The following is a 26705-nucleotide window of genomic DNA, read 5'->3' as shown; positions in this document are numbered from 1 at the left end:
ACAAACAGCTTGTGGCGCATTACCTTTTCTTTACACTTCGTGGGAAAGGGCCGGGCAAAGGGTGGGGGACACCCGACAGGGGGAGAGCGATGACGGTGCAACAGCCCGGTGTGTACGCGGCGACCGCGGGCGCGGGCGCGGCGCACGGAGCGGTGGCGGCGCAGCAGTGCGTACCGGCCGGGGAGGCGCCGGTCGGCAAGGCCGCCGGGCGCGTCGCCGCGCCGGTGGTGCGGGATCTGCGCGGGTGTGCGGGGCGCGGGCCGCGGAGCCTGGCCTTCGCGGCCGGGGACCTGGTCGTCGTGTCCGGACTGCCGGGCAGCGGCAAGAGCACCCTGATCCGGCGTACGGCCGGGGCGGCGGGCGTGCGGCGCATCGACTCGCAGGACGTGCGGGAGCGGTGGGCGGCGCGGATGCCGGGGCTGCTGCCGTACGCCCTCTACCGGCCTCTCGTACGGGCCGCGCACTACGCCGGGCTGCGCAGGGCGCTGCGCTCCGGCGAGAGCGTCGTCGTCCACGACTGCGGAACGCTCGCCTGGGTCCGGCACTGGCTCGCCCGCGACGCCAGGCGCCGTGGGGCCGCGCTGCACCTGGTCCTGCTCGACGTGCCGCCGGAGGTGGCCAGGGCTGGGCAGCAGGAGCGGGGACGCGGGGTCTCGGGGTACGCCTTCGCCCGGCACCGGCGGGCGGTGGGGCGGCTCGTACGGGACGCGGAGCGGGGGGTCCTGCCGGTGGGGTGCGGGGCGGCGGTGCTGCTGGACCGGGACGCGGCCGGCGCGCTTGCGGCGATCGGCTTTTCGACGTAGCGCGGGGATTGGGCTGAGGTTTCCGGTCGGGTCCGGAAAATGCCAGCCTCTCCGGCGATTGAGGAGCGGGGTCCGGGGCGGAGCCCCGGGGGTGTGGGGGCGCAGCCCCGGGGTGTGGGGCACAGCGCTAGGGTCGGGCCCGTGGATTACCCAGAATTCCCCGGGCCTGGCCACCCGCACGGCGGCAACGGCTGGCCCGGCAACGAACTCGAAGAGGTGCTCGCCGCCTCCGTCGGCAACCCGGCCGCCGGCGGCCGCATCGTCGAGGTGCTGGGACGCAGCCAGGTGTGGGTGCCGCTGCCCTCCGGCGGCGGCCCCCAGTCGCGGAGCCTCGACCTGCCCACCGTCGAGATCCACGGCGCGGCGTACGTCCCCGTGTACAGCTCCGAGCAGCAGCTCCGCCAGTGCGCCGGGCCGCACATGTCCTTCACAGTGGCGCCCGCCCGGGACTTCGCCCGCGGCCTGCCCCCGCAACTCGGCATCGCCGTGAACCCGGACGGCGCGGTCGGTGCGCCGCTGCCGCCGCCCGCCGTCGCGGAGTTGTGCCGGGCCGGCCGTACGCCGCTGGACGGGCCGGCGAGCGGAGGCCGGGTGCGGCTCTTCGAGCCGGACTGGCAGGAGGAGCCGGTCGACTTCCTCGCTGCCGCAGCGGGGGAGTTCGAGGAGAGCCGGGTGGTGGCGAGCGCCCGGCGGGCGCTCGCGAGCATCGAGGGGGAGTCCCCGACGCTGTTCGTCGGCGTACAGCTCTCGTCCTGGGAGGGCGCCGACCGCAACGCCCCGATGGACGCGCTGGGCCGCGCCCTCGGCCGGGTCCAGGTGCCCTGGCCGGTCAACCTCGTCCTGCTGGACGTCGCCCAGGACCCGGTCGCCGACTGGATGCTGGAGAGGGTACGGCCGTTCTACACGCGCCACGCCTGACCCGCGCCGACCGGCCGCGCGCAGCGAAGCGCGCAGCCAAGCGCGCAGACTCCTGACGTGTGCGTCAGGACGGTGTCAGTGCGGCCGGTCTAAGCTGGTTTGATGACCTCGCCACACGGGGGCGGTTGGTCGGGCCGGCCGGTTGGGCCGGCACGTGGATCGAAGAGGGGCGGAACCCAGGGTGAGCGCGTCAGGCACCGCCGCGGCCGGGCAGGTCGAGCACATGCTGCGCCAGGTGACGCCCGGGCGCTTCGACGCGTACGAGGCGCTTCTGCGCGCCATCGCCGACCCGGCCGGCGGCCACGTCTGGATGCTGCTCTGGCACGGCCAGGCGGGATCCCCCGACGCGCAGTACGGAAACATGGAGGTCGACGGCCTCGGCTACGCCCCGTGCGTGACCTCCGCCCAGGAGCTCGCAGCCAGCGGCTGGAGCCGGGCGTACGACGTGGTGACCGGGCAGGACATCGCGCGGGCGCTGTTTCCCGACCGCTGGGGCATCTGGCTCAACCCGCACGCGCCCGGCGGCGGCGTCGGCATTCCGTGGCTCGATCTGCGGCGTATCGCCACCGGACTCGACCGGATGCCGGCCGGACCGCTGCGCATGTCCGAACCGGCCGTCGAGATCCCCCAGTTCTACGCCCGGCTGGCGCAGCACGCCCACCGTACGCCGGCGGTCCGCGCGCTGCGCCGGGCGTGGGTGCAGCCGGCGCTCGGCGCGCCGTACCTCGCCGTCGGGCTCGATCTGTACGACACCAGCCCCCAGTCGGTCGACGCCGTGCGGGCCATGATGCAGCAGTCGATCGGGGTGGTCCCCGACGGGCTGCCGGTGTCCACCGTCGCGATGTCCGACGAGTACGACCCGGTGTCCATGTGGCTGCGCGCCAACGCCCGGCCGTTCTACGACCGTGAGGCCCACGCACCGGCGGCACCCTCCACCGCCGCACCCGGCGGCGGTTACGGCTATCCGGCGCCCCGCGGCTACTGACCTGACCTGACCTGACCTGACCCGATCCGACGCGGCCTGACCCGTCGGCAGATGTGCCGATAGCCCAATTCGGCGGTTCATGACGGCCGTTGGCTGGCTTGTCCGGTCTGCGGCATAACGCTGCTTGTGGTCCGCTGAGCCGATCAAGATGTTCGGATAACGGAAGCCCACAGGCCACATCACGGTTGCGCATCCATTCCCCGCCAGGTCTGGCGGGTGATCGCGAGCTCATTGAAGACTCCGGCAACAAGGAACGCCGGTCCGGCGTACGACCGCCACGAACCGCGTTCCCCGTGCCAACCGCGGCTGTCCGAGCACCTTCATTTTTTGAGCACCCGCAGCACCTGCACACGTTCAGCACCTGCACCACGTTCAGCACCTTCTGCACTTTGCGCATCTACCGCACCACCTGCACCTGCGATGAGAGAAGCCGCTACAGCGGCGGGCGCGGGCCGACCACAGTCGGTCGAGCCGAGAGGGGTCCCCACCACGATGACGGCACCACTGCACGACACGAGCGCGGCCGAGACCGCCGCCGTTGACGTCGCGGCCGATGTTCCGGCGAAAGCCATCGAAGGCCGTTCGCCCTGGGAGATCGCCTGGGTGCGGCTCAAGCGCGACAAGGTGGCGCTGGCCGGCGGCGTCGTCGTGGTGCTCCTGATCCTGGTCGCGATCTTCGCGCCCCTGATCGTCAGCCTCCTGGGACACCCGCCGAACGAGTTCCACGAAGACCAGATCGACCCGCTGCTCGGCACGCCCGTCGGCTCCTTCGGCGGCATGAGTTCGGAGTTCCTGCTGGGCGTCGAACCGGTCAACGGGCGCGACGTGTTCAGCCGCGTCGTCTACGGCGCACGGATCTCGCTGCTCGTCGCTTTCCTCGCGGCGATGTTCGCCGTGCTGCTCGGCTCGGTCTTCGGCGTCATCGCCGGATACTTCGGCGGCTGGGTGGACGCGGCGATCAGCCGGGTGATGGATGTTCTTCTCGCCTTCCCGCAGCTGCTGTTCATCATCGCGCTGGTCTCCGTCCTGCCCAACGAGCTGTTCGGCGTGACGGGCAGCGGGGTGCGGATCGGTGCGCTGATCGTCGTGATCGGCTTCTTCGGCTGGCCGTACGTCGGCCGGATCGTGCGCGGCCAGACGCTGTCGCTGCGCGAGCGCGAGTACGTCGAGGCGGCGCGCAGCCTCGGCGCCGGGCGCTCGTACATCCTCTTCCGGGAGCTGCTGCCCAACCTGGTGGCACCCATCACCGTCTACGCGACGCTGATGATCCCCACCAACATCCTCACGGAAGCGGCGCTGAGCTTCCTGGGTGCGGGAGTCAAGCCGCCGACGGCCTCCTGGGGACAGATGCTTTCCAAGGCGGTGAGCACCTACGAGAGCGACCCGATGTTCATGGTGATTCCGGGTCTGGCGATCTTCATCACCGTGCTGGCCTTCAACCTCTTCGGTGACGGAGTGCGTGACGCCCTCGATCCCAAGGGATCACGCTGACCGCGCCCCGCTCGGCCACATCACCTGCGCGGCCACATCACCCGCTCGGCCACAGCGACACCCCCCGCCCCTGACAACCACCTGACAACCAGTCGGGCGGCAAGCACCAAGGACCGGTTCTGCACCAGGACCGCCACTCTCACGGAGGATGCGAGATCGTGACAACCAACAGCTCAAGTAGGCGCAGGCTGGCCGCAGGCTCGGCTCTCGTCGTCGCGGCTCTGCTGGGTACCGCGGCCTGTGGAGGCGGCGGCACCAAGGACGACGGTGAGGGCAAGGCCGCCGGCTTCAACGCCGCGACCAAGGGCATCGCCAACGCGTCGGCGAAGAAGGGCGGCACGCTCAAGTTCGCGGGCTCCCAGGACTTCGACTCGCTCGACCCGGCGCGCATGTACTACGGCTTCGCCTGGGACTTCTCCCGCTTCTACACCCGTCAGCTCGTGTCGTACGACACCAAGCCGGGCGTGAAGAGCACGTCGCTGGTGCCCGACCTGGCCACCGACATGGCCAAGATCACCGACGACGGCAAGACGTACACGTACACCCTGCGCGACGGCGTGACCTTCGAGGACGGCTCGCCGATCACCTCGAAGGACATCAAGTACGGCATCGAGCGCACCTGGGCCGCCGACGTCATCTCCGGCGGTCCCGGCTACCTGAAGCAGGTCCTGGACCCCAAGGGCGAGTACAAGGGCCCGTACAAGGACAAGTCGAAGGACAAGCTCGGGCTGAAGGCCATCGAGACGCCCGACGACAAGACCATCATCTTCAAGCTGCCGAAGGCGAACGGTGACTTCGAGCAGATCCTCGCGCTGCCGACGAGCACCCCGGTCCCGCAGGCCAAGGACACCGGCGCCAAGTACGCGCTGAAGCCCGTCTCCTCGGGTCCGTACAAGTTCGAGTCGTACACGCCCGGCAAGGGCGGCACCCTGGTGCGCAACGAGAACTGGAAGAAGGAGTCCGACCCGATCCGCCCGGCGCTTCCGGACAAGATCACGGTCACCATCAGCTCCAACGCGGACGACATCGACCAGCGCCTGATCAAGGGTGACTACGACCTCGACCTCAACGCGACGGGCATGACCCAGTCCGGTCGTACCGAGGCGCTCCAGAAGCACAAGGGCAACGTCGACAACGGCCTGACGAACTTCATCCGTTACGCGGTCTTCCCGGAGACCGTCAAGCCGATGGACAACATCGAGTGCCGCAAGGCGGTCATCTACGCGGCCGACAAGAAGTCGCTGCAGACCGCCCGCGGCGGCCCGCTGGCCGGCGGTGAGATCGCCCCGAACATGCTCCCCACGAGCATCAAGGGCGCCGACGGCTACGACCCGTACGGTGCGCTCAAGACCCCCACGGGTGACGTGGCCAAGGCCAAGGAAGCCCTGAAGAAGTGCGGCAAGCCGAACGGCTTCAAGACCACCATCTCGGTGCGCAACAACAAGCCGCAGGAAGTCGCCACCGCTGAGTCGCTGCAGAACTCGCTGCAGAAGGTCGGCATCGACGCCCAGATCGACCAGATCGACGGCGCCCAGTCCAGCTCCATCAACGGCTCGCCCAAGGTCGTCAAGTCCAAGGGTTACGGCATCATCGTCTCCGGCTGGGGCCCCGACTTCCCGACCGGTCAGGGCTTCTCCCAGCCGCTGGTCGACGGCCGCTTCATCGTCGAGACCGGCAACTACAACAACAGCGAGACCGACGACCCGAAGATCAACAAGCTCTTCGACGACGCGATCGCCGAGACGGACCCGGACAAGGCCGGTGAGATCTACAAGGAGATCAACCACATGGTCTCCGACCGCGCCGTCTACCTGCCCTTCGTGTACGAGAAGACGATCACGTGGCGCAGCAGCCGCCTGACCAACGTCTACACGGCCGATTCCTACAGCGGCCGCTACGACTACGTCTCCCTCGGCGTCGTCAAGTAGTCGGCATCGTCGTCCAGTCGATGATCCGCCGCGTGATGATCCGCCGACTCCGACTCCGACTCCGACTCCGACTCCGACTCCGACTCCGTCACCGGACCCGATAAGCCCGAAGGGCAGGTGATGGCCGTGTGCGGCGGCCCGGGAACCCCCTCCCACCACTGAGGGGGCCCCGGGCCGCCGCCGGGCCGAGCACAGTGTTCGCATACCTCATCCGGCGCTTGTTCGCCGTCGTAGTGATGCTGATGGTCGTCGTTCTCGCGACCTTCGCCATCTTCTTCATGATCCCGAAGCTGACGGGAACCGACCCCGCTCTGCTCTTCGTCGGCAAACAGGCCGACCCGGAGGCCATTGAGGGCATCCGGCAGAAGATGGGACTCAGCGACCCCATCTTCGTCCAGTTCTGGAACTTCCTCCAGGGACTGGTGGTCGGCCGCGACTATGCCAACGGCGTGGATGTCAGCCGCTGTTCGGCGCCCTGCTTCGGTTACTCCTTCCGTACCGAGCAGGAGATCTGGCCCATCCTGATGGACCGGCTGCCCGTCACGGTCTCGCTCGCGATCGGCGCCTGTCTCCTCTGGGTCGTCGGCGGTGTGGCGACCGGTGTGGTCTCCGCCCTCAAGCGCGGCACGCTGTGGGACCGCGCGGCCATGAGCATCGCGCTCGGCGGCGTCTCCCTCCCCATCTACTTCACCGGCCTGGTCTCGCTCGCGATCTTCAGTTACGGACTGCAGTGGATCAGCGTCGACTACGAGGGCATCACCGAGAACCCGGCGGCCTGGTTCGAGAGCCTGCTGCTGCCCTGGGTGACACTCGCCTTCCTGTACGCCGCGATGTACGCCCGCCTCACCCGCGCCACCATGCTGGAGATCCTGGGCGAGGACTACATCCGTACCGCCCGCGCCAAGGGTCTGCGGGAGCCGGTCGTCATCGGCAAGCACGCCATGCGCTCCACCATGACCCCGGTCCTCACCGTCCTCGGTCTCGACCTGGGCGCGCTGGTCGGCGGCGCCGTTCTCACCGAGACCACGTTCAACCTGCCGGGGCTCGGCCAGGGAGCGGTACGGGCGATCAACGAGCGTGACCTGCCCCTGATCATCGGCGTCACCCTCATCGCCGCCATCGGCATCGTGATCGCGAACCTCGTCGTGGACCTTCTGTACGCAGTGATCGACCCCCGAGTGAGGCTCTCGTGACCGAGCTGACCAAGACCGGCGCCGTCGGCGAGCCCGTGAGCGCCGGCAGCGCGCCCCCGGACGCCTTCCTCGAAGTCCGTGACCTCAAGGTGCACTTCCCGACCGACGACGGCATCGTCAAGTCCGTCGACGGGCTCTCCTTCCAACTGGAGAAGGGCAAGACCCTCGGCATCGTCGGCGAGTCCGGGTCCGGCAAGTCGGTGACCTCGCTCGGCATCATGGGCCTGCACACGGTGGGCCAGTACGGGCGCAGCAAGGCCCGGATCTCCGGCGAGGTCTGGCTGAACGGCACCGAGCTGCTGTCGGCCGACCCCGACGAGGTGCGCAAGCTGCGCGGCCGCGAGATGGCGATGATCTTCCAGGACCCGCTGTCCGCCCTGCACCCGTACTACACGATCGGCCATCAGATCGTGGAGGCGTACCGGGTCCACCACAAGGTCGACAAGAAGGCCGCCCGCAAGCGGGCCGTGGAGATGCTCGACCGGGTCGGCATCCCCGAGCCGGCCAAGCGGGTGGACAGCTACCCGCACGAGTTCTCCGGCGGCATGCGCCAGCGCGCGATGATCGCGATGTCGCTGGTCAACAACCCCGAGCTGCTGATCGCCGACGAGCCGACGACCGCGCTGGACGTGACGGTGCAGGCCCAGATCCTGGACCTGATCCGCGACCTCCAGGTGGAGTTCGGCTCGGCCGTCATCGTCATCACCCACGACCTCGGCGTCGTCGCCGAACTGGCCGACGACATCCTGGTGATGTACGGCGGCCGGTGCGTGGAGCGCGGCCCCGCCGAGAAGGTCTTCTACGAGCCCCAGCACCCCTACACCTGGGGGCTGCTCGGATCGATGCCGCGCATCGACCGCGACCAGACCGAGCGCCTCATCCCGGTCAAGGGTTCCCCGCCCAGCCTGATCAACATCCCGAGCGGCTGCGCCTTCAACCCGCGCTGCCCGTACGCCGACGTACCCAAGGGCGGCATCACCCGCACCGAGCGGCCCGAACTGCGCCAGGTCGGCGTCCGCCACCACTCCGCCTGCCACATGTCGCAGGAGGAACGGACGCGGATCTGGACCGAAGAGATTGCGCCGAAGCTGTGAGCGAGACAAAGGATCAAGACGTGACGCTCCCGGAGCAGGCTTCCTCTTCCCCCGAGCCGCTGCTGAAAGTCTCCGGCCTGGTCAAGCACTTCCCCATCAGGAAGGGGCTGCTGCAGCGGCAGGCCGGCGCCGTGAAGGCGGTCGACGGCCTCGACTTCGACGTGCGCCAGGGCGAGACGCTGGGCATCGTCGGTGAGTCGGGCTGCGGCAAGTCGACCATGGGCCGGCTGATCACCCGGCTGCTCGAACCCACCAGCGGGCGGATCGAGTTCCAGGGCAAGGACATCACGCACCTCGGAGTCGCCGCCATGCGGCCGATGCGCCGCGACGTACAGATGATCTTCCAGGACCCGTACTCGTCGCTGAACCCGCGGCACACGGTCGGCACGATCGTCAGCGCGCCGTTCAAGCTCCAGGGCGTGACACCCGAGGGCGGCGTGAAGAGGGAGGTCCAGCGGCTGCTGGAGCTGGTGGGCCTCAGCCCCGAGCACTACAACCGCTATCCGCACGAGTTCTCCGGCGGCCAGCGCCAGCGCATCGGCATCGCCCGCGCGCTCGCGCTGAAGCCGAAGCTGGTGGTGGCGGACGAGCCGGTCTCGGCGCTGGACGTGTCGATCCAGGCGCAGGTCGTGAACCTGCTCGACGACCTGCAGGACGAGCTGGGCCTGACGTACGTGATCATCGCGCACGACCTGTCCGTCATCCGGCACGTCTCGGACCGCATCGCGGTGATGTACCTCGGCAAGATGGTGGAACTCGCCGACCGCAAAGCGCTGTACGAGTCCCCGATGCACCCCTATACCAAAGCGCTGCTGTCCGCGGTGCCGGTGCCGGACCCGCGGCGGCGCGGCGTCAAGAGCGAGCGCATCCTGCTCAAGGGCGATGTGCCCTCGCCGATCTCACCGCCGTCGGGCTGCCGCTTCCACACGCGGTGCTGGAAGGCGACCGAGATCTGCACCAAGCAGGAGCCGCCGCTGCTCGCGCTGAAGACCGGCCACCAGGTCGCGTGCCACCACCCGGAGAACGCGCCCGACCAGGCGCCGGAATCCACGGTGCTGGCAACGGCGCGCGAGGCGATCACGGTCGTCGACGTGGCACCGGCGTCGCTCGTGAAGCCGGCCGCCGGGCCGCCGGTGTTGCGCGCGGAGGCCACGGGCGCCGGGGGTACGGGGACCGCAGAGGCCGGGGGCGCGGGGACCACGGCCGCCGGGGGCACGGAGACCACGGAGGGCACCGGTAAGGAGTAGAGCCTGTCCTGGAGGCTGCACAATTGGCCGGTGTTCCAGGAACTCTTCACGCCCTCCGTCCAGCACGCACTCGACCTCGTCGGGATCTTCGTCTTCGCGATCTCCGGCGCCCTGCTCGCCGTGCGCAAGAACTTCGACGTATTCGGCATCGCGGTGCTCGCCGAGGTCACCGCGCTGGGCGGGGGGCTGTTCCGCGACCTGATCATCGGCGCGGTGCCGCCCGCCGCCTTCACCGACCTCGGGTACTTCACCACCCCGCTGGTCGCGGCGGCCCTGGTCTTCTTCCTGCACCCCGAGGTCGAACGCATCCAGGGCGGCGTCAACGCCTTCGACGCGGCCGGCCTCGGGCTCTTCTGCGTCACCGGCACCACCAAGGCGTACGAGTACGGGCTCGGCCTCACCGCGTCCGCCGCGCTCGGCCTGGCGACGGCCGTCGGCGGCGGCGTACTGCGCGACGTACTCGCCAACGAGGTGCCCTCGCTGCTCCGCTGGGACCGGGACCTGTACGCCGTCCCCGCCATCGTCGGGGCCACGATGGTCGCCCTGTGCATCCGCTTCGACTTGCTGAACGCGGGGACCAGCGGGATCGCCGTCGTCACCGCCTTCGTGCTGCGGCTGCTGGCGCTGCACTTCCACTGGCGGGCGCCGCGCGCCTGGAACCGCAGCTCAGCGAAAGCCGAGGACCAACCTGAAGCTACCGCTTAGTAATGTGCCGGTGTACCGTGCATGCCATGGCACAGGCATCCATCGGGGACAGCGAGTTCGACCGCGACACGTCCCTCTCCTTGCGCGAACCGGGCGTCTATGACGCGGAGCTCTCCGCAGGCTGGACGATCATCAACGCCGTAAACGGCGGCTACCTCCTCGCCCTGCTCGGCCGCGCCCTCGGCGACGCCCTGCCGCACCCCGACCCGTTCACGGTCTCCGCGCACTACCTGACGCCGTCCGTGCCCGGCAGGGCCGTGGTCCGGACCGAGACCGTCCGCGCCGGCCGCAGCCTCTCCACCGGCCAGGCCTCCCTCTTCCAGTACGCGGACGACGGCACCGAGGTCGAGCGGATCCGCGTCCTCGCCTCCTACGGCGACCTCGACGCGCTGCCCGACGACGTACGCACGACGGCCAAGCCGCCCGCCATTCCGCCGTACGAGCACTGCCTGGGCGCCGAGGCCGGGCCGGCCGCCATCCCCGGCAGCTCCGCCATCACCGAGCGGCTGAACATCCGGCTCGATCCCGCCACCGTCGGCTGGGCCGTCGGCGCACCCTCCGGCCTGGGCGAGATGCGCGGCTGGTTCGGCCTCGCCGACGGCCGCGACGCCGACCCGCTGTCTCTGCTGCTGACCGTCGACGCGCTGCCGCCGACATCGTTCGAGCTGGGCCTCACGGGCTGGACGCCGACCGTCGAACTCACCACCCACATCCGCTGCCGGCCCGCACCGGGTCCGCTGCGCGTCGCCATCGCCACCCGTAACCTCGCGGGCGGCTTCCTTGAGGAGGACGCGGAGGTCTGGGACAGCGCGGACCGCCTGGTGGCGCAGTCCCGGCAGCTGGCACGGGCGCCGCGCGGCTGAGCGCGTACGGAACGTCTCACCGGCATGCCGGAGCCACGTGGTTGTGAGCTGGGCTGCGGCCGGGTTAGGCGTCACCGTTCACCAGGGCGTTCGCCAGCCTCACGGCCTGGTGCGCGATAGGGGACGGGCCCGCGACGCCGACTACGGCACCTCGCCGCGTTGGCGAAACGCCCTAATTGCTCCGCTATGAGGACGCTCCGCCGCCTTGCGATGTACCGCATCCGACGCCGCGGGCTGATCCGCCCCCTATCGCGCACCAGGCCGTAAGGATTGCGGGCTGGATGAGAAGGCAGACAATGAGAGAGGCGGGACCGCAGCCGCATCAGGGGACGCGCATGCGGAGTTCGCGGAACTCGTTGAGTTCCTGGCACGTGGTGCCTTCTGCAGATGAGGAGTGTTCATGTCCGAGTCAGAGCCAACCCCGGACAAAGGGGACTCCGGAGACCACGAGAAGTTTTCCGGCCGTCACCGCCCCGAGGGCCCCGCGCACACGCAGAAAGGCGGGCTGGGGCAGACCCTGAAGCGCACCCTGACGGAATTCAAGGAGGACAACCTCTCCGACGCGGCAGCCGCGCTCACCTACTTCGCGGTGCTGTCGGTCTTTCCGGCGCTCATCGCGATGCTCGCGCTCGTCGGTCTGGTCATGGACCCGAAGAAGATCGTCGACACGGCCACCGATCTCGTGAGTTCTATCGGGCCGGCCTCAGCGGTGGACACCTTCAAGGGGCCGATCGAAGGACTGGCCTCCAACAAGGGATCTGCAGGCATCCTGCTGATCGTCGGCGTCGCCGCCGCGTTGTGGACCGCCTCCGGATACGTCGGCGCCTTCATGCGCGCCTCGAACACGATCTACGAGGTCGAGGAGGGCCGGTCCTTCATCAAGCTGCGCCCCCTGCAGATGCTCGTCACCCTCGTCCTCATCATCCTCCAGGCCCTGGTGCTCATCGCCCTGGTGGTCAGCGGTCCACTGGCCAAGAAGGCGGGCTCGGCACTCGGCGTCGGTGATGCGGCGGTAACGGCCTGGAACATCGCCAAGTGGCCGGTGATGCTGCTCGTGGTCATCCTCATCTTCGCCGTGCTCTACTACTCCTCGCCCAACGCGCGGCTGGCCGGGCTGAAGTCTGTCGTCCCCGGTGCCGCGCTGGCGTTGGTCATCTGGCTCGTAGCCTCTGTGGCCTTCACCTTCTACCTGGCCAACTTCGGCTCGTACAACAAGACGTACGGGGCGCTGGGCGGCATGATCGCGTTCCTGGTCTGGCTATGGATCACGAACCTGGCGCTCCTGCTCGGCGCGGAATTCAATGCGGAAAGAGAACGCAGCCGCCAACTCGCGGCAGGCACCCCCGGCGCGGAGCGGGAAATCCAGCTCGACGAGCGCACGAAGCCGAAGCGCAAGAAGCGCTCGCGGACCGTGTGATCCCCCAGGAATCCGTGGCCGTCCAGACGTGGCCTCCAGATGTGGCCGTCCAGGCAGGGAAGTCGACCGGCATCGCCCGCCAATTGCTTTCCCTGCGCGTAGAACCTGACCTCAGTCCAGCCAGTGGCGGCGGCCGAGGCTGATCAGGCGCATCTGGCGGCGGGCCACGTCCGCGGCCGCATCGATCCGTTCGGGCCCTTCCTCCCGCGCCTCCAGGAGGGCTGAGGCCGTCATCACCATGTGGTCGACGTAGACGTGCGCGAGCATCTTCAGGTCGTACTCACTCCACCCCGCGAAGCCGGGCGCCGAGCCGAGCGCGGCCGCCACCTCCTCGACGAACATCCGCAGTTGCTCGCCGATCGCGGCGCGCACCGGTTCCACGCCCCCGTGGCGTTCGCGCGCGATGAAGCGGATGTGCGCGGGGAACGCGCGCACATGGCCGGAGATGAGGCTCACGGCGGTGTCGATGCGCTCCTCGCTGTCGCCGGTCGCGGCCAGCGCCTCACTGATCATCGTGCGCAGGCCGCCCAATGACTGCTCGACCAGCGCGACGCCGAGATCGGCCGTGTCCCGGAAGTGCCGGTAGAACGCCGTCGGGGCCATGCCGACAGCGCGGGTGACCTCACGCAGGCCGAGGCTGCTGAGGCTCTGGTGCTCCAGCAGGACGAGGGCCGCGTCCATGAGGGACTGGCGGGTCTTCTGCTTCTGGGCCTGGCGGACGCCGACGGTGTGACTCATGCCATTCAGTAAACAACTGTTCTCTGTGTACGGGAACTCTAGACTGGGCAGTCAGTAAACAGTCGTACTCCTAAGCTTGAGAGGTGTTACATGATCATCCTCGTAGCGGCTCTGCTTCTGCTGGGGGTCGCGCTGGGCCCGGTGGCGCACGTTCCGCTCCCGGTGACGCTCATCGCCTCCGCGGCCATCGGCGCCTGGCTGTTCGTCTTCGCCGCCCGCGAGCGCATGGCCCGCCGATCCGCCGACCGAAGGAGCTGACACGTCATGGAACTCACCGCATCCGCACGCCGCCGCACCGGCCTGCGCGACGCCACCGGGCTGCGCGACGCCAACGGCCTGCGCGACGCCAACGGCATGGCGGTCGCGTCGTTCGTCCTGGGCCTGGTGGGGCTCCTGGTGATGAACATCTTCCTCGGACCGGCCGCCATCGTCCTGGCCGGCCTCGCCCTGTGGCGCGGCACCGGGCGGCGCGGCCGCGCCCTGCTCGGCCTGGGGCTCGGCGTCGCTGATCTGATCGTCCTCGCCGTGGTGGTCTCCGCAGACGACACCCTCTCGTGGAGCTTCGCCGGCTGACCTGCCCCCGCCCGGTCGGTCGGGCGCCCACCGGGCTCGTAGAATCGTGCCCACCATGGCCTACCTCGACCACGCCGCGACCACTCCGATGCTTCCGGAGGCGGTCGGGGCGATGACCGCCCAGCTGACCGCCACCGGCAACGCCTCGTCCCTGCATGCCGCCGGCCGACGGGCGCGGCGCACCGTCGAGGAGGCTCGCGAGGCGTTCGCCGAGTCCCTCGGCGCCCGGCCCAGCGAGGTCGTCTTCACCGCCGGCGGCACCGAGGCCGACAACCTCGCCGTCAAGGGCCTGTACTGGGCGCGGCGCGACGCCGACCCGCGCAGAACCAGGGTGCTGGCCAGCCCCGTCGAGCACCACGCGGTCCTCGACGCCGTCGACTGGCTGGGCGAGCACGAGGGCGCCACGGTGGAGTACCTTCCCGTCGACGCCTACGGGCGGGTGCACCCGGCGGCGCTGCGCGAGGCCATCGCGAGCGACCCGTCCTCGGTCGCCCTGGCTACGGTCATGTGGGCCAACAACGAGATCGGCACGGTCATGCCGGTCCGTGAACTGGCCGACGTCGCAGCAAAGTTCGGCGTACCGCTGCACGCCGACGCGGTGCAGGCGTACGGCCAGCTGGAGGTGGACTTCGGCGCCTCGGGGCTGGCCGCGATGACCGTGTCCGGGCACAAGATCGGCGGCCCGTACGGCATCGGCGCACTGCTGCTCGGCCGTGAGTACACCCCCGTGCCCGTGCTACACGGCGGCGGCCAGGAGCGGCACGTGCGCTCCGGGACCCTCGACGTACCGGCCGTAGCGGCGTTCGCGGTGGCGGGGCAGGTGGCGGCCCGGCAGCGCGAGTGGTTCGCGCGCGAGATCGGCGGGCTGCGGGACGACCTGATCGAGGCGGTACGCACCGCCGTCCCCAGCGCGATCCTCGGCGGCGACCCGTCCCCGGCGGGCCGACTGCCCGCCAACGCGCACTTCACCTTCCCCGGCTGCGAGGGCGACTCGCTGCTCCTGCTGCTCGACGCGCAGGGCATCGAGTGCTCCACGGGCTCCGCCTGCACGGCGGGCGTCGCCCAGCCCAGCCACGTCCTGCTGGCCACCGGAACCGACCCGGACCTGGCCCGGGGCACCCTGCGCTTCTCGCTGGGCCACACGTCGACGGTGGAAGACGTGGCGGCGGTGGCGGCGGCGATCGGCCCGGCGGTGGAGCGGGCGCGTTCGGCGGGGCTGGTTTAGCGGGCCAGGCCCTCCGGCCCTGGTCGGCCATTTCCAGCCCGTCCGGCGTTTGAGGACCGTGGTTCGGGGCAGAGCCCCGCGCTACGCCCGGACCCCGTCCAGCTCCCCCCGCACAAGCCGCAGATACCGCGCCCAGTCCCAGTGCGGCCCAGGGTCCGTATGGTCCGTCCCCGGCACCTCATGGTGGCCGATGATGTGCTCCCGGTCGGCCGGTATCTCGTACCGCAGGCAGATCCCCGCCGCGAGGCGCGCCGACGACCGGTACATGACGTCCGTGAAGTCCTCCGGCCGGTCCACGAACCCCTCGTGCTCGATACCGATGCTGCGTTCGTTGTACGACCGGTTTCCCGCGTGGTACGCCACGTCCAGCTCCCGCGCCATCTGCGCGATGTGGCCGTCCTTCGCCCGCACGATGTAGTGCGCCGCGGCCGCGTGCAGCGGGTCCTCGAAGACCTTCACGGCCGTCGCGAAGCTGCCCTGCGTCACATGGATCACGATCCGGTCGATCGTGTAGTCGGCCGGCCGGTCGGCGGTCCGCAGATTCGCCGCCGACGCCGCCACCCACCGGGCGCCGGTGTGATCCACCTCTCCGTCCACGCGCTGCTTGTCCACCCCCGGCACGAGCCACCACAGCCGCGACAACTCCTCCCCGAACAGGGCCGCCGTACCGCCCGCGACGGCAACGCCGCCCCCGACGAGCAAAGCCCGTCTGCTCACCCCGCCCTGCCCCGCAGCCTTCTTGTGTCCCATGAGGCTGTTAACGCTTATGGCCCTGTCAGTGGTTCCGTCTACCCTGGTGGAGCTATGACTGAGACCCCGCCTGAGACCCCGCGCCGCCTCCGTGTCCTCGCCGCCATGTCCGGCGGGGTCGACTCCGCCGTCGCCGCCGCCCGTGCCGCCGAAGCCGGGCACGACGTGACCGGCGTACACCTCGCCCTGTCCGCGAACCCGCAGTCGTTCCGCACGGGTGCGCGCGGCTGCTGCACCATCGAGGACTCGCGCGACGCACGCCGGGCCGCCGATGTCATCGGCATCCCCTTCTACGTCTGGGACCTGGCCGAGCGTTTCCGCGAGGACGTCGTCGAGGACTTCGTCGCGGAGTACGAGGCGGGCCGCACCCCCAACCCCTGCCTGCGCTGCAACGAGAAGATCAAGTTCGCGGCGCTGCTGGACAAGGCGCTGGCCCTCGGCTTCGACGCGGTGGCCACCGGCCACTACGCGACGGTCGTGCTTCGGGAGGACGGCACGCGGGAGCTGCACCGCGCGTCCGACATGGCCAAGGACCAGTCGTACGTCCTCGGCGTCCTCGACGAGCGCCAGCTCGCCCACGCGATGTTCCCCCTCGGCGACACCCTCACCACCAAGGACGAGATCCGCGCGGAGGCCGAGCGCCGGGGACTCGCGGTAGCGAAGAAGCCCGACAGCCACGACATCTGCTTCATCGCGGACGGCGACACCCAGGGTTTCCTGGCGAACCGCCTCGGAGGCAAGGCGGAGGGCGACATCGTCGACGAGTCCGGCACCAAGGTCGGCACCCACGAGGGCGCGTTCGGCTTCACCATCGGCCAGCGCAAGGGCCTGCGCATCGGCCACCCGGCCCCGGACGGCAAGCCGCGCTACGTCCTGGACATCTCCCCGGTGAACAACACGGTGACGGTGGGCCCCGTAGAGGCCCTGGACGTCACCGCCCTGACCGCCATCAAGCCCCGCTGGTGCGGCAACGCCCCGGCAGGCCCCGGCACGTACACCGCCCAGCTGCGCGCACACGGCGGCGAGACCGAGGTGACCGCGGAGCTGGTCGACGGCTCGGAGCTCCGGGTCACCTTCACCGAGCCGGTCCGGGGCATCGCCCCCGGCCAGGCGATCGTCCTGTACGACGGCACGCGCGTGGTGGGCTCCGCGACGATCGCGACTACGAGCCGGGCAGCGGCGGCCGCCGTCTGAGGCCAGGGCCACTGAGCTCCCGCAAGCCCCGGCCGCCTGAACCTGTCGTCGTCTACTCTGACTCCGATCAAGGGTGAGGGGGGCCTCGTGAGCAAGCATTTCGTGAGGGGCGGGGTCGTCACTGCTGTCGTGGCGGTGGCCGGCGTCTGGACGGTCTGGTTCCGGCCGCCGTACGGCTTGGCCGATGCACCGGCGGTCGACGTCACCGTGCGGGCGGAGAAGTCCGCGTACCGGGACGTGGCGGAGACGGCGGAAGACATCGACACGCTCGTGAGGGTGTACGTCCAGCGGCTCAAGGCCGAGGACGTCGCAAGCCTCGCAGCGCTGGCCGGTCCGGACTACGACCGGCCTGACCCGGAGGCGCGCAAGCTCGTGCGTACGTACGCTGCCGGGGCGCGAGGGCAGGTGACTGCCGAGGTGCGCGAGGGCGTCGTACCGTACTTCAACGAAGTGACGCTGACGTACGAGAAGACGGGCCGGCGCCAGCAACTGCTCCTCGTCCACGACGACGGAACGTGGTGGCTCGCCCTGGGCGAAGGAGACCCGGCCGCGGGCCAGGAGCAGTGAGTTCCCCCGCGAAGAACTCCCGCAGCACCGGGCCCCAGCGCCTGCGGCGGCCTAGCGGAAAGGTCCGCGTCCGCGTTGCGTAAGCGGCGCGTCAGAGCCGGGGAGGATCGAGGTACCCGGCCTTCACCCGGTTCACGAGCGCGCACAGGGCAGCCCGAGTCGTCGACACCATGACGGCCGGGCAGTCGCTCTCACGGATCGCGATGTCGTCAGCGGCAGCAGCCGCGACCTCGACGCAGGCGTTGCCGGACGCCTCGGAGAACGACGACTTGAGCCACTTCAACTCGGGCAAGGGCCGTACCTCTCACAGTTCTTTAGCGATGCCGAGGATGAGATCCCTCGTTTCCCTCGGATTCAACGCCACCTGTTCGACCAAGTCCAGCCGCCGCCTGAAGTTGGCCAGTTGCGTGGGTGAGTCGAAGAAGTGAAGTTTCCCCGTGATCATGGACACAGTTCCGTTATGCCGCGAGGGCCTGTTCTTGCTGGTAGCGCAGGCGCGTCTCGTGGGGCGTGAGGTAGCCCCAAGTGATGTGCTTGCGGAGTCTGCGGCGGTTGTAGAAGGTCTCGATGAACGTGAAGATCTCGGCGCGGGCGGTGGCCCGGTCGGGCCAGAAGCGGGTGCCGATCTCCTCTTTGAGGACGGCCCAGAAGCTTTCCGCCACGGCGTTGTCGAAGCAGATTCCGGTCCGCCCCATACTTTGCCGACCGCTCAATTGCTCTATCTTGGCGCGGAGTTGAGCGGAGGTGTATTCGGATCCGCGGTCGGAGTGGATCACGCAGCCGGGTTCCAGGCGGCCCAGGTTCGCGGCCATGTCCAGGGCGTCGACGACGAGGTCGGCGCGATGGTGATCGGCCATTGAGTAGCCGACGATCTCGCGCGTCGCGAGGTCCAGCCAGCCGGCGAGGTAGAGCCAGCCCTCGGCGGTGGGGATGTAGACACCTCAGGCGCTCAACGTGTCAAGCGGCTGCGGCGAGTGGGGTGGGGAAGGCGGTGTGTTCGTCGAACAGGGTGTGGTGCTGGAGGCAGTAGTAAAGCTGGCCGAGCATGCGGTTGAAGAGGTTGCGCTGGGCGGCTGCGTGCCAGTCGTTGTGGTCGTCGCGGCGGCGCCGGTAGTGGGCCTTGGCGCCGGGTGACGCGGTGATGGAGGCGAAGGCCCAGAGGTAGCCGGCGTGGTTGAGTCGGTCGTTCTTCACCCACCGGCGGGTGATGCTCGACTTCTTGCCGGAGGCCCTGGTGATGGGCGAGGCACCGGCGTATGCCTTCAGACCTCGGGCGTCCGCGAAGCGGGTCTTGTCGTCTCCGATCTCGGCGAGCACCCGGGCTCCGAGCTGGATGCCGAGGCCGGGGAAGCTGAGGATGATCTCAGCGTCCGGGTGCTGAGGGAAAGCCTCTTCGACCGCCTTGGCGAGGTCGTCAGCCGCGGTGCAGGCGGCCTCCAACTGGAATAGGAGTGCATGCATCTGCTTGCCCAGCGCGTCTTCGACCAGCGGCGGCTGATGAGCGTAGTCGCCGCGGAAGATGTCACGGAGCCGGTCGGCCTCGGCAGTGATGCCCCGCTTGCGGCCGGCCCGCTTGAGCGCGGCCTCCAACTGCGTGCGGGTCAGCCGCGAGGCCCGGGTCGGAGTCGGGGCGGCCTTGAGGAGTTCTCGGGCCTCCGGCCGGCACAGCCCGTTGCGCCAGGGCTCGAAGGCCGCCAGGGCGGCCGGGTAGTACTCCCTCAGCAGGGAGCGGAGCTGGTTGGAGAGCTGCTGCTGGTTCCAGAGTGAGTCCTGCTGAGCGCGGGCGAGGACGGCGATGGCACGGCCGAGGTTGCTGTCGTCGGGCAGCGTCCGGTGGGCGTGCATGTCGGTACGCAGGATGTTCGCCAGGACGAGGGCGTCGCCGGGGTCGGACTTCTTGCGCGAGACGGATGTGCGGTCGCGGTAGCGGGCGGCGGCCATCGGGTTGATCGCGAAGACTTGCCGTTTGCCAGTCCGCAGCACCGCGACAAGCAGGCCGCGGGACGTCTCGATCGCGACCGGGATCGGGTTCTCCTCGCTGTCGCCGTACTCGGCGAGCAGGTCCAGCAGGATCTTGTAGCCAGCGGCATCATCGGTGATGTGCCGCTTGGCCAGTAACTGGCCGCTGTCGTCGACCAGCGCGACGTCGTGCGTGCGCTCGGCCCAGTCGATGCCGCAGTAGATCATGACGGTCCTCCCCTTAGAGCTGTTTTGGCAGGTCACGAGCTCATGCGGAACCACGCAGCGACCTAATCCCAGGACTCAGCACGGGGGCCGGTCCGCCACCTCAGTAGCTGTTCGTGGCACCAGCTCACCCCACGGGCCCCGGTCTATGCGGGAGCTCGAATCAGCTCGGGCTTAACGAGAGGTCACCGTGGCGCGGGCTCGCACCACCAACTCCAACGAGTGATCAAGGGTTGGGTGTTGACATCCGCAGGTGCCGGGCGTTGCCGCTCTACATACAGGCGCAGGGCCTGGTGATGTCTAGGCATCCGTCCGGCACCCGCGGGCACCAACACCATCACCTCGTTCTGGTGGGCTGCGAGGGACACCTGACGCCGCGCGATCTGCTTCGAGGCGTCGAGGCCAGGTGAGTCGTGGGCGTCCGTCCGGTACCCACGCAGCCCACACCACTCGAACAGTCCGCCTGACTACCCGTGCCGCCGGACCGTTCTTAACTCCGGATTAGGTGATGTCGCCGACGATCCTGATGCCGGGGCGCGTGGCGTGGAAGTCGCGGCCGACCAGGTCCGGGGCCGGTGCGGCTTTGGTGTCCTGCCGGGTCAGGCTGCGGCGCCCGGTGCGGCGGCTGTGCCCGGCGATGCCGTGCTCGCGCATGATCCGCTCCACCCGCTTGCGGTTGACTAACCGTCCCTGGCGGCGCAGTTGGGCCGTCATCCGCGGCACCCCGTAGGTCAATGCCGGGAAGCTTGGCTTGATCATCTCGTGTGCGGGCGCTGGATGCAGCGAAGCTCCTGTAGAACGAGCGATCTACCACGATCGACTTGTTCGGAACAGGAGCTTCGTTGTCTGGGGAGTCTGGCATAGAGGGGTCGTCGCGTGCGAGCGCGGGACAGACGGGGCAGCTGGGTGTGTTGCGCCAGGTTGTGACACGGCGGATGGTCACGGATGTGCTGGCGGCTTCCGGCCGCGGGGACCGGCGTAGTGACGGCAAACTCTGCGCGGTGACGTGTGTGTTCTTCGTGCTCGCGTTGACGCTGTTCCCGAGAGACGGCTACCGGTCGGTGCTGTCGAAGCTGGCCGGTGGGACGGCGCGGCTGGCCGCGCGGGGCCAGCTGGTCTCCTCCTCGGCGCTGCGGCAGCGCCGCGTCACGCTGGGCCCGGAGCCGTTCCGGTTACTGTTCGAGCGGATCGCCGGGCCGGTCGGCACGGTCGCGATGCCGGGGGTGTTCTGGCGGGGGCTTCGGCTGGCCTCGGTGGACGGCACGTTTCTCGAGGTCGCCGACACCGCGGTGAACGCGGTGTTCGGCCGGACCCGCAATCAGCGGCGGATCGCCGCGTTCCCCCAGGTCCGCCTGGTCGCGCTGATCGAGTGCGGGACCCGGGCGCTGCTCGGGGTGGCGTTCGACATCCGCCGGGTCTGTGAGCAGGACCTGACACGGCGCCTGCTGGACCGGATGCGCCCCGGGATGCTGGTCCTGGCCGACCGGGGATTCCCGGGCTGGCTGCTGTGGGTCGATGCCGCCGCCGGCGGGGCGGATCTGTTGTGGCGGATCTCGGCGGCGGTGCGGCTGGTCCCCGACGAGGTCCTGCCCGACGGCTCCTGGCTCGCGACCCGGCACGCGCACAAGAACATCACGAAAGCCCTGGCGGGGCGGCCCCGGTCGGTACGGATCCGGGTGATCGAGATGGTGGTCGTCATCGAGGCCGCCGACGGGTCACGACGCCATGAGCCCTACCGGCTCATCACCACCTTGCTCGACCCTGCGGCCTTCCCCGCCGGTGAACTGGCCGCACTGTATTCCCAGCGGTGGGAATCCGAGCTCGAATTCCGGGACTTGAAGATCACTCAGCGCGGGGCACGCGCCGTCCTGAGATCGAAGACACCCGCGCTGGTCAACCAGGAGATCTGGGCGTATCTCGTCACCCACCAGGCGATCCGCCGCACGATCAGTTCCACCGCCGCCGGCCACGGGCTCGATGCCGACCGGCTCTCCTTCACTGTCGCCCTGACCGTCGCCCGGGACACCGTGATCCGCACCACGGCGCGGATCGGCACCCACCTCGCCGAGATGACCACGTCGCTGCTGGCGAACCTGCGATCGGCCGAGCGACGCCTGCGGGTCTGCCCCCGGACCGTGAAACGCCCCAGCTCCATCTTCCCCTCGAAACCCGCCGGGCCGGCCAGCCGCAGCACAAAAATCACCGGATACGGGATCGAAATCATCCCACTCGACACAACCCCGCCGACCACCGCGGAGCCCGACAGCCACACGAGATGATCAAGCCAAGCTTCCCGGCATTGCCCCGTAGGTGCGCCGGGACGAAATGTGGATCACAGTCATCTCGTGGGCCAGGGCCTCATCGGCCCGCCGTCGCTTCTCGCGGGCCTCGATGCCCGCCACCCAGGCGTAGTAGGAGGAGCGGGCCGTCTTCATCACCCGGCACAGCAGGACGATCGTGTAGTTGGCCTTCTCCACGTGGATGAACCGGCATATAGCACTCACCGATCGCTCTCCTTCGCGAAGAAAGCCGTCGCTTTTTTTAGGATCTCGATCGTTTTGGCCTGTTCCAAGGTCAGCTTCCGCAGCCGCTTCAGCTCCGCCGCATCCGCGGCAGACAGCCCCGGCGAGTCCGTCGTGGCCACCCCGGCCTCGGCGGCCTTGGCCTTCTTGACCCAGCCGCGCAGGCTCTCGGAACTGACGCCGAGCTGCCGGGCGACATCGGTCACCGTCCGCCCCGACGAGCGCACGAGCTCGATCGCGTCCCGCTTGTACTCGTCCGAGTACCGCTTCGTGTACTTGCTTCCCACCTGGCACTACTTCCTCTGGAACCACTCAGATCCCAGTCTCCAGGTGTCCACGATCAAGGGGAAGCTTCAAGCGCCGCATCATCCGTGAACACGAACAACCACCGGATGCCACCGGCCTCCGCCGACAGCAATGAGCCGTCCACCACCGGCACCAGCACCTCACTACGCCGGAACTCCCCCACTACCTCGCGGAGATCACCCCGCTCGGCCGCCGCCAGCTCCGCCAGCCGCACCCTCAACGCCTCAGCGCTCACGCCTGCCCCCGTAGTTCGTCGCCGCTCGTCGCACAACTGAGCGACCACGCTACTGGGGTGGGCTCGGGATCACAGAACGGCCATGTCTCAATCCACCGACTGGGGCGTGATGGCCGTGGCTTCCGGGCCGCGAGAGGCTGCAGGGCAACGAGTACCGAGCGATCTTCGGTTCACGAGCTTCGTCACCCGTAAGCGGCGCGTCAGAGTTGGGGAGGATCGAGGAGATGTCCGGCCAATGGTGGCCGCGGCCTCCTCCCCCCCGCCGCTCACGCCGCGAAGAACTCCCGCAGTACCGGCGCCAGTACCTGCGGTGACACGTCGTGGACCTGGCCCGTGAGGGTGCGGTGGCGGCCTCGGGCTACGGCATCTGCGACTGTTCGGGCCGCCCCGCGCATCGCCGGCGGGCTGGCGCCGCCTTCGATCACCAGCACCGGCCGGCTGATCGACGCCAGCCGCTCGGCCGGCACCGTCCCGTCGCCCATCACCGCGTTGTCGTAGGCGAGCGTGTGCGCCACCGCCTCCAGCCCCGGCCACATCGGCGCCGTACGCATCTGCGCGATCACCTCGGGCGGGGTGCCCACCACGGTCATGAACAGCTCGACCGCGCCCGAGCGGTCCCCGGCGGCCAGCAGCTCACCGAGGCGGGCGGTGTACCGCGCCTTGGCCGCTCCGCCGGCCGGATCGACGGCGGTGAACGGCGGTTCGTACACCGCGATCCGCTCGAACGGCACACCGCTCGCCGCCGCCTCCAGGACCAGCGCCCCGCCCGACGACATGCCGTACACACAGACGGGACCGCTCTCCCGCATCACGAGGGCCGCCAGGTCCTCGACCTCGCGCGTCACCGCATAGGGCGCGGTGTCGCCACTGTCCCCGCGGCCCCGCCTGTCGTACGTCACCACACCGAAGTGGGGCGCGAGCCGCGCCGCCAGGAGTGCCTCGGTGGCGCCTGTGCTGAACGCACCGCCGACCAGGATCAATGCCGGTCCTTCGCCGTGACGCTCGTAGGCGAGTTGAGTGCCGTCACTTGAAATCACATTGCTCATGGAGTGCTGACCGGGCCGCGTCGCGGAACTCATCGCTGCCGGCGAAAAATCACCGAACCACTTCGACCTCGTAGAAGCAGAAGTGGTCCTTCACCTCCGCCACCTCCGGCTTCGGGTCGGGGTACGCCCACACCAGGTCCGCCGCGTCCGGCAGTGACCAGTACGAGGCGTCGCCCTTGAAAGGGCAGTGGGTGGTCGTGTCGGACGGCGTCAGCAGGTCGGTCCTGACGTCGTCCGGCGGAAGGTAGTGGCGCACCGGCAGGCCCGTCTCGTGCAGCAGCAGCGGGCGGCGGCTCTCGGCCAGTACCTGCCCGCCGTGCGTGACCCGCACGTGCTCGGCGCCCTGCTAGACGGTGATGCGATGTCCTGCGGTCATCGGTCTCGCTCCTCGTTGTGTGCGCGGGGTACGGCGCCGTCTCCTACTTCAGCACGCGTGCGCCGTAGCCTCTTCCCATGGCATTGAACATCTGCGTCTTTCTTTCCGCCGCCGACCTCGACGAGCGCTACACCGGCCCCGCCCGCGAGTTCGCCGAGCTGATCGGCAAGGGCGGCCACACCCTGGTCTGGGGCGGCTCGGAGGCCGGTCTGATGAAGGTCGTCGCGGACGGGGTGCAGGAGTCCGGGGGGCGGCTGGTGGGGGTGTCGGTGGAGTTCCTGCACAGCTTGGCGCGGGAGAACGCCGACGAGATGGTGATCACCAAGAACCTCGCCGAGCGAAAGGCGACGCTCCTCGCCAAGTCCGACGCCGTCGTGGTGATGGTCGGCGGCACCGGGACACTCGACGAGGCCACCGAGATCCTGGAGCTGAAGAAGCACGGCCTGCACAGCAAGCCGGTGGTGCTGCTGAACACGGCCGGCTTCTACGACGGCCTCAAGCAGCAGTTCCAGCGGATGGACGCGGAGGGCTTCCTGCCGCTTCCCCTCACCGACCTGGTGTTCTTCGCGGAGGACGGCGTCGCCGCACTCGCCTACCTGGAGGAGTCCACCGGCGTGCAGTGATGCGAGCATGGGCCCCATGGCTACCCATGTGATCACCGGAGCGGGCTCGGGCATCGGCGCGGCCGTCGCCCGCCGCCTGCACGAGCGCGGCGACGACGTCGTCCTGATGGCCCGCGACGCGGGCCGCGCCAAGCAGCTCGCGGCGGGCCTTCCCGGCGCCCGTACGCTCGTCGGCGACCTCTCCAACCCGGACCGGCTGTCCTGGGCCTTCTCGCACCAGCCGATGCCGGAGCGGGTCGACTCGCTGCTGCACATCGCGGGCGTCGTCGACCTCGGCCGGATCGGTGACCTCGGCACGCGCGCCTGGCACAGCCAGCTGAACGTCAACCTGATCGCCCCCGCCGAGCTGACCCGGCTCTTCCTGCCCCAACTCCGCCTGGACCACGGCCACGTCGTCTTCGTCAACTCGGGCGCCGGGCTCGCCGCGCATGCCGAATGGGGGGCGTACGCCGCCAGCAAGCACGGGCTCAAGGCCCTCGCCGACTCGCTGCGCCACGAGGAGCACGGCGACGGGGTGCGCGTCACCTCCGTCTATCCGGGGCGCACCGCCAGTCCCATGCAGGAGAAAGTCCACCACCAGGAGGGCAAGGAGTACGACGCGGCCCGGTGGATCGACCCCGAGTCGGTCGCCACGACCATCCTCATGGCGCTCGACCTGCCGCGTGACGCCGAGGTCAACGACCTGACCGTGCGGCCGGGCCGATGAGCGAGCGCACCGACACGTTCGTATGGGGCCCGGCAACCGGCGTCGGGTCGATGCCCGGCGGGGACGCGCGGGAGACCGCCAGGGCCGTCACCGGGTCGTTCGAGGACTTCCCGTATCTCGCGGAGCTGCCCGCGCGCGGCCCCGGCGCCGACATGATCGGACGCACCGCCGGGATGCTCGTCGAGATGTACGTGCACCTGGAACCCAGTGGCTGGCGGTTCAGCGACCGGCCCGGCCGCGACACGCGGCGGGCGCGGTCGTGGCTGGGGGAGGACCTCGACGCCCTGGAGGAGTTCACCCAGGGGTACGCCGGGCCGCTGAAGGTACAGGTCGTCGGCCCCTGGACGCTGGCGGCCGCCCTGGAACTGCGCGGCGGCGAGTCCGCGGTCGGCGACCCGGGCGCGGTGCGCGACCTCGCGGGCTCGCTCGCGGAGGGGCTGCGCGCGCATCTCGCGGAGGTGCGGCGGCGGGTGCCGGGCGCGCAGGTCGTGCTCCAGCTCGACGAACCGTCCCTGACGGCCGTACTGCGCGGGCAGGTCAGGACCGCGAGCGGATACCGCACCCACCGGGCGGTGGACCGCCAGGTCGTCGAGGGCGTCCTTCGGGACGTGATGGCGGTCCACGACGGTCCTGTGGTGATCCACTCCTGCGCGCCGGACGTGCCCTTCGCGCTGCTGCGCCGGGCGGGCGCGGCAGGTGTCTCCTTCGACTTCTCGCTGCTCACCGAGCGTGACGAGGAGACGATCGGTGAGGCGGTGGAGAGCGGCACGCAGCTGTTCGCCGGAATCGTCCCCACCGCCGACACGGCGTTGTCAGACCCGGCAGGTAGCGTCATGGGTGTCAGGACGCTGTGGCGCAGGCTGGGGCTGAATCCGGGGACTCTCGCGAAGTCCTTGGTGGTCACCCCGTCGTGCGGGCTCGCGGGGGCTTCTCCCGCGTACGCGCGCGCTGCGCTCGCGCACTGCGCCCGGGCGGCGAGATCGCTCGCGGACAACCCTGAGTGACGGAACTCAGGT

General features: G+C 69.7%; 31 protein-coding genes and 1 pseudogene. 20 read left to right on the top strand and 12 right to left on the bottom strand.

What is annotated here, in order from left to right; all coding sequences use genetic code 11:
- The first annotated feature begins 89 nt into the window (after positions 1–89).
- From ACU6WZ_RS06665 to ACU6WZ_RS06615, 11 genes are all read left to right on the top strand, one after another.
- Complete coding sequence (locus ACU6WZ_RS06665; protein ID WP_447032195.1) at positions 90–803, top strand: AAA family ATPase; 714 nt, start codon at positions 90–92, stop codon at positions 801–803.
- Positions 804–944: 141 nt separating this feature from the next.
- The gene (locus tag ACU6WZ_RS06660) at positions 945–1721 is read left to right on the top strand and encodes an enhanced serine sensitivity protein SseB (protein ID WP_447032194.1); all 777 of its coding nucleotides are present in this window, start codon (positions 945–947) and stop codon (positions 1719–1721) included.
- A gap of 181 nt (positions 1722–1902) precedes the next feature.
- Complete coding sequence (locus ACU6WZ_RS06655) at positions 1903–2706, top strand: enhanced serine sensitivity protein SseB C-terminal domain-containing protein (protein WP_447032193.1); 804 nt, start codon at positions 1903–1905, stop codon at positions 2704–2706.
- Between the two features lie 492 nt (positions 2707–3198).
- Complete coding sequence (locus ACU6WZ_RS06650; RefSeq protein ID WP_447032192.1) at positions 3199–4197, top strand: ABC transporter permease; 999 nt, start codon at positions 3199–3201, stop codon at positions 4195–4197.
- 158 nt (positions 4198–4355) lie between these two features.
- Positions 4356–6125, top strand: coding sequence for an ABC transporter substrate-binding protein (locus ACU6WZ_RS06645; protein ID WP_447032191.1), 1770 nt, complete (start codon positions 4356–4358; stop codon positions 6123–6125).
- A gap of 194 nt (positions 6126–6319) precedes the next feature.
- Positions 6320–7318, top strand: coding sequence for an ABC transporter permease (locus tag ACU6WZ_RS06640; protein ID WP_447032190.1), 999 nt, complete (start codon positions 6320–6322; stop codon positions 7316–7318).
- Entirely contained in the window at positions 7315–8412 is a 1098-nt protein-coding gene (locus ACU6WZ_RS06635; protein ID WP_447032189.1) for an ABC transporter ATP-binding protein, read from the top strand. Before ACU6WZ_RS06640 ends, ACU6WZ_RS06635 begins: the two co-directional genes overlap by 4 nt.
- On the top strand, positions 8409–9659 hold the full coding sequence (locus ACU6WZ_RS06630) for an ABC transporter ATP-binding protein (protein WP_447032188.1): 1251 nt from the start codon (positions 8409–8411) through the stop codon (positions 9657–9659). The genes ACU6WZ_RS06635 and ACU6WZ_RS06630 overlap by 4 nt, the downstream gene beginning before the upstream one ends.
- A gap of 30 nt (positions 9660–9689) precedes the next feature.
- Positions 9690–10364: a trimeric intracellular cation channel family protein gene (locus tag ACU6WZ_RS06625; RefSeq protein WP_447032187.1), complete on the top strand. Its 675-nt coding sequence runs from the start codon at positions 9690–9692 to the stop codon at positions 10362–10364.
- A 26-nt stretch (positions 10365–10390) separates the two neighbouring features.
- Complete coding sequence (locus ACU6WZ_RS06620; RefSeq protein WP_447032186.1) at positions 10391–11227, top strand: thioesterase family protein; 837 nt, start codon at positions 10391–10393, stop codon at positions 11225–11227.
- A gap of 400 nt (positions 11228–11627) precedes the next feature.
- Positions 11628–12644: a YihY/virulence factor BrkB family protein gene (locus ACU6WZ_RS06615; RefSeq protein WP_447032185.1), complete on the top strand. Its 1017-nt coding sequence runs from the start codon at positions 11628–11630 to the stop codon at positions 12642–12644.
- A 111-nt stretch (positions 12645–12755) separates the two neighbouring features.
- On the opposite strand, the gene ACU6WZ_RS06610 is transcribed toward ACU6WZ_RS06615, so the two are convergent.
- Entirely contained in the window at positions 12756–13382 is a 627-nt protein-coding gene (locus ACU6WZ_RS06610; protein ID WP_447032184.1) for a TetR family transcriptional regulator, read from the bottom strand.
- 90 nt (positions 13383–13472) lie between these two features.
- Here ACU6WZ_RS06610 and ACU6WZ_RS06605 point away from each other — a divergent pair, with 90 nt between their 5' ends.
- From ACU6WZ_RS06605 to ACU6WZ_RS06595, 3 genes are read left to right on the top strand one after another with little or no spacing between them, the layout of a single operon-like run.
- Positions 13473–13640 (top strand): hypothetical protein, encoded by a 168-nt coding sequence (locus ACU6WZ_RS06605; RefSeq protein WP_447032183.1) that lies wholly within the window; start codon positions 13473–13475, stop codon positions 13638–13640.
- A 6-nt stretch (positions 13641–13646) separates the two neighbouring features.
- Positions 13647–13955, top strand: coding sequence for a DUF4190 domain-containing protein (locus tag ACU6WZ_RS06600; protein ID WP_447032182.1), 309 nt, complete (start codon positions 13647–13649; stop codon positions 13953–13955).
- Between the two features lie 55 nt (positions 13956–14010).
- The gene (locus ACU6WZ_RS06595; RefSeq protein WP_447032181.1) at positions 14011–15180 is read left to right on the top strand and encodes a cysteine desulfurase family protein; all 1170 of its coding nucleotides are present in this window, start codon (positions 14011–14013) and stop codon (positions 15178–15180) included.
- Between the two features lie 81 nt (positions 15181–15261).
- Here the strand turns inward: ACU6WZ_RS06595 and ACU6WZ_RS06590 are convergent, their stop codons facing one another.
- Positions 15262–15930: an N-acetylmuramoyl-L-alanine amidase gene (locus ACU6WZ_RS06590; protein ID WP_447032180.1), complete on the bottom strand. Its 669-nt coding sequence runs from the start codon at positions 15928–15930 to the stop codon at positions 15262–15264.
- A 54-nt stretch (positions 15931–15984) separates the two neighbouring features.
- Here ACU6WZ_RS06590 and mnmA point away from each other — a divergent pair, with 54 nt between their 5' ends.
- Positions 15985–17124: a tRNA 2-thiouridine(34) synthase MnmA gene (mnmA, locus tag ACU6WZ_RS06585; RefSeq protein ID WP_447032179.1), complete on the top strand. Its 1140-nt coding sequence runs from the start codon at positions 15985–15987 to the stop codon at positions 17122–17124.
- 87 nt (positions 17125–17211) lie between these two features.
- Positions 17212–17691, top strand: coding sequence for a hypothetical protein (locus ACU6WZ_RS06580; protein ID WP_447032178.1), 480 nt, complete (start codon positions 17212–17214; stop codon positions 17689–17691).
- Between the two features lie 91 nt (positions 17692–17782).
- On the opposite strand, the gene ACU6WZ_RS06575 is transcribed toward ACU6WZ_RS06580, so the two are convergent.
- The 5 genes and pseudogenes from ACU6WZ_RS06575 to ACU6WZ_RS06555 form a co-directional block, all read right to left on the bottom strand.
- The gene (locus tag ACU6WZ_RS06575; protein ID WP_447032177.1) at positions 17783–17983 is read right to left on the bottom strand and encodes a DUF397 domain-containing protein; all 201 of its coding nucleotides are present in this window, start codon (positions 17981–17983) and stop codon (positions 17783–17785) included.
- A 12-nt stretch (positions 17984–17995) separates the two neighbouring features.
- Positions 17996–18136 (bottom strand): hypothetical protein, encoded by a 141-nt coding sequence (locus ACU6WZ_RS06570; RefSeq protein WP_447032176.1) that lies wholly within the window; start codon positions 18134–18136, stop codon positions 17996–17998.
- Between the two features lie 13 nt (positions 18137–18149).
- Positions 18150–18623, bottom strand: a complete 474-nt coding sequence (locus ACU6WZ_RS06565) for a DDE-type integrase/transposase/recombinase (protein ID WP_447033895.1) — start codon at positions 18621–18623, stop codon at positions 18150–18152.
- A gap of 25 nt (positions 18624–18648) precedes the next feature.
- Positions 18649–19878 carry an IS110 family RNA-guided transposase gene (locus tag ACU6WZ_RS06560; RefSeq protein WP_447032175.1) on the bottom strand — a complete coding sequence of 410 codons (1230 nt, stop codon included), beginning with the start codon at positions 19876–19878 and terminating at the stop codon, positions 18649–18651.
- A gap of 501 nt (positions 19879–20379) precedes the next feature.
- A pseudogene (locus tag ACU6WZ_RS06555) lies at positions 20380–20607 on the bottom strand (IS3 family transposase); the annotation flags it as partial.
- A 203-nt stretch (positions 20608–20810) separates the two neighbouring features.
- Here ACU6WZ_RS06555 and ACU6WZ_RS06550 point away from each other — a divergent pair.
- On the top strand, positions 20811–22154 hold the full coding sequence (locus ACU6WZ_RS06550) for an IS4 family transposase (protein ID WP_447028847.1): 1344 nt from the start codon (positions 20811–20813) through the stop codon (positions 22152–22154).
- On the opposite strand, the gene ACU6WZ_RS06545 is transcribed toward ACU6WZ_RS06550, so the two are convergent.
- The 5 genes from ACU6WZ_RS06545 to ACU6WZ_RS06525 form a co-directional block, all read right to left on the bottom strand.
- Positions 22155–22379, bottom strand: coding sequence for a hypothetical protein (locus tag ACU6WZ_RS06545; protein WP_447032174.1), 225 nt, complete (start codon positions 22377–22379; stop codon positions 22155–22157).
- Positions 22376–22684, bottom strand: coding sequence for a transposase (locus tag ACU6WZ_RS06540; RefSeq protein WP_447032173.1), 309 nt, complete (start codon positions 22682–22684; stop codon positions 22376–22378). Before ACU6WZ_RS06540 ends, ACU6WZ_RS06545 begins: the two co-directional genes overlap by 4 nt.
- 53 nt (positions 22685–22737) lie before the next feature.
- Positions 22738–22938, bottom strand: coding sequence for an SseB family protein (locus ACU6WZ_RS06535; protein ID WP_447032172.1), 201 nt, complete (start codon positions 22936–22938; stop codon positions 22738–22740).
- Positions 22939–23204: 266 nt separating this feature from the next.
- On the bottom strand, positions 23205–23984 hold the full coding sequence (locus ACU6WZ_RS06530) for an alpha/beta fold hydrolase (protein WP_447032171.1): 780 nt from the start codon (positions 23982–23984) through the stop codon (positions 23205–23207).
- 49 nt (positions 23985–24033) lie between these two features.
- Entirely contained in the window at positions 24034–24315 is a 282-nt protein-coding gene (locus ACU6WZ_RS06525) for a DUF427 domain-containing protein (RefSeq protein WP_447032170.1), read from the bottom strand.
- A gap of 128 nt (positions 24316–24443) precedes the next feature.
- Between ACU6WZ_RS06525 and ACU6WZ_RS06520 the strand changes: the two genes are divergently transcribed.
- Genes ACU6WZ_RS06520 through ACU6WZ_RS06510 form a run of 3 tightly spaced genes read left to right on the top strand, consistent with a single transcriptional unit; the run spans position 24444 to position 26693 of the window.
- Positions 24444–24983, top strand: coding sequence for an LOG family protein (locus ACU6WZ_RS06520; RefSeq protein WP_447033894.1), 540 nt, complete (start codon positions 24444–24446; stop codon positions 24981–24983).
- A 16-nt stretch (positions 24984–24999) separates the two neighbouring features.
- Positions 25000–25689: an SDR family oxidoreductase gene (locus ACU6WZ_RS06515; RefSeq protein WP_447032169.1), complete on the top strand. Its 690-nt coding sequence runs from the start codon at positions 25000–25002 to the stop codon at positions 25687–25689.
- Entirely contained in the window at positions 25686–26693 is a 1008-nt protein-coding gene (locus tag ACU6WZ_RS06510; RefSeq protein WP_447032168.1) for a methionine synthase, read from the top strand. Before ACU6WZ_RS06515 ends, ACU6WZ_RS06510 begins: the two co-directional genes overlap by 4 nt.
- Positions 26694–26705 lie beyond the last annotated feature (12 nt).

Source organism: Streptomyces hypolithicus (assembly GCF_052934925.1).
This window is presented reverse-complemented; position numbering and strand designations above follow the sequence as displayed.

Coding starts and splice junctions, on each gene's coding strand:
- ACU6WZ_RS06665 (WP_447032195.1), top strand. CDS start 90: ATGACGGTGCAACAGCCCGGTGTGTACGCGGCGACCGCGGGCGCGGGC.
- ACU6WZ_RS06650 (WP_447032192.1), top strand. CDS start 3,199: ATGACGGCACCACTGCACGACACGAGCGCGGCCGAGACCGCCGCCGTT.
- ACU6WZ_RS06620 (WP_447032186.1), top strand. CDS start 10,391: ATGGCACAGGCATCCATCGGGGACAGCGAGTTCGACCGCGACACGTCC.
- ACU6WZ_RS06615 (WP_447032185.1), top strand. CDS start 11,628: ATGTCCGAGTCAGAGCCAACCCCGGACAAAGGGGACTCCGGAGACCAC.
- ACU6WZ_RS06610 (WP_447032184.1), bottom strand. CDS start 13,382: ATGAGTCACACCGTCGGCGTCCGCCAGGCCCAGAAGCAGAAGACCCGC.
- ACU6WZ_RS06605 (WP_447032183.1), top strand. CDS start 13,473: ATGATCATCCTCGTAGCGGCTCTGCTTCTGCTGGGGGTCGCGCTGGGC.
- ACU6WZ_RS06600 (WP_447032182.1), top strand. CDS start 13,647: ATGGAACTCACCGCATCCGCACGCCGCCGCACCGGCCTGCGCGACGCC.
- ACU6WZ_RS06595 (WP_447032181.1), top strand. CDS start 14,011: ATGGCCTACCTCGACCACGCCGCGACCACTCCGATGCTTCCGGAGGCG.
- ACU6WZ_RS06590 (WP_447032180.1), bottom strand. CDS start 15,930: ATGGGACACAAGAAGGCTGCGGGGCAGGGCGGGGTGAGCAGACGGGCT.
- mnmA (WP_447032179.1), top strand. CDS start 15,985: ATGACTGAGACCCCGCCTGAGACCCCGCGCCGCCTCCGTGTCCTCGCC.
- ACU6WZ_RS06570 (WP_447032176.1), bottom strand. CDS start 18,136: ATGATCACGGGGAAACTTCACTTCTTCGACTCACCCACGCAACTGGCC.
- ACU6WZ_RS06560 (WP_447032175.1), bottom strand. CDS start 19,878: ATGATCTACTGCGGCATCGACTGGGCCGAGCGCACGCACGACGTCGCG.
- ACU6WZ_RS06550 (WP_447028847.1), top strand. CDS start 20,811: ATGGTCACGGATGTGCTGGCGGCTTCCGGCCGCGGGGACCGGCGTAGT.
- ACU6WZ_RS06530 (WP_447032171.1), bottom strand. CDS start 23,984: ATGAGCAATGTGATTTCAAGTGACGGCACTCAACTCGCCTACGAGCGT.
- ACU6WZ_RS06515 (WP_447032169.1), top strand. CDS start 25,000: ATGGCTACCCATGTGATCACCGGAGCGGGCTCGGGCATCGGCGCGGCC.
- ACU6WZ_RS06510 (WP_447032168.1), top strand. CDS start 25,686: ATGAGCGAGCGCACCGACACGTTCGTATGGGGCCCGGCAACCGGCGTC.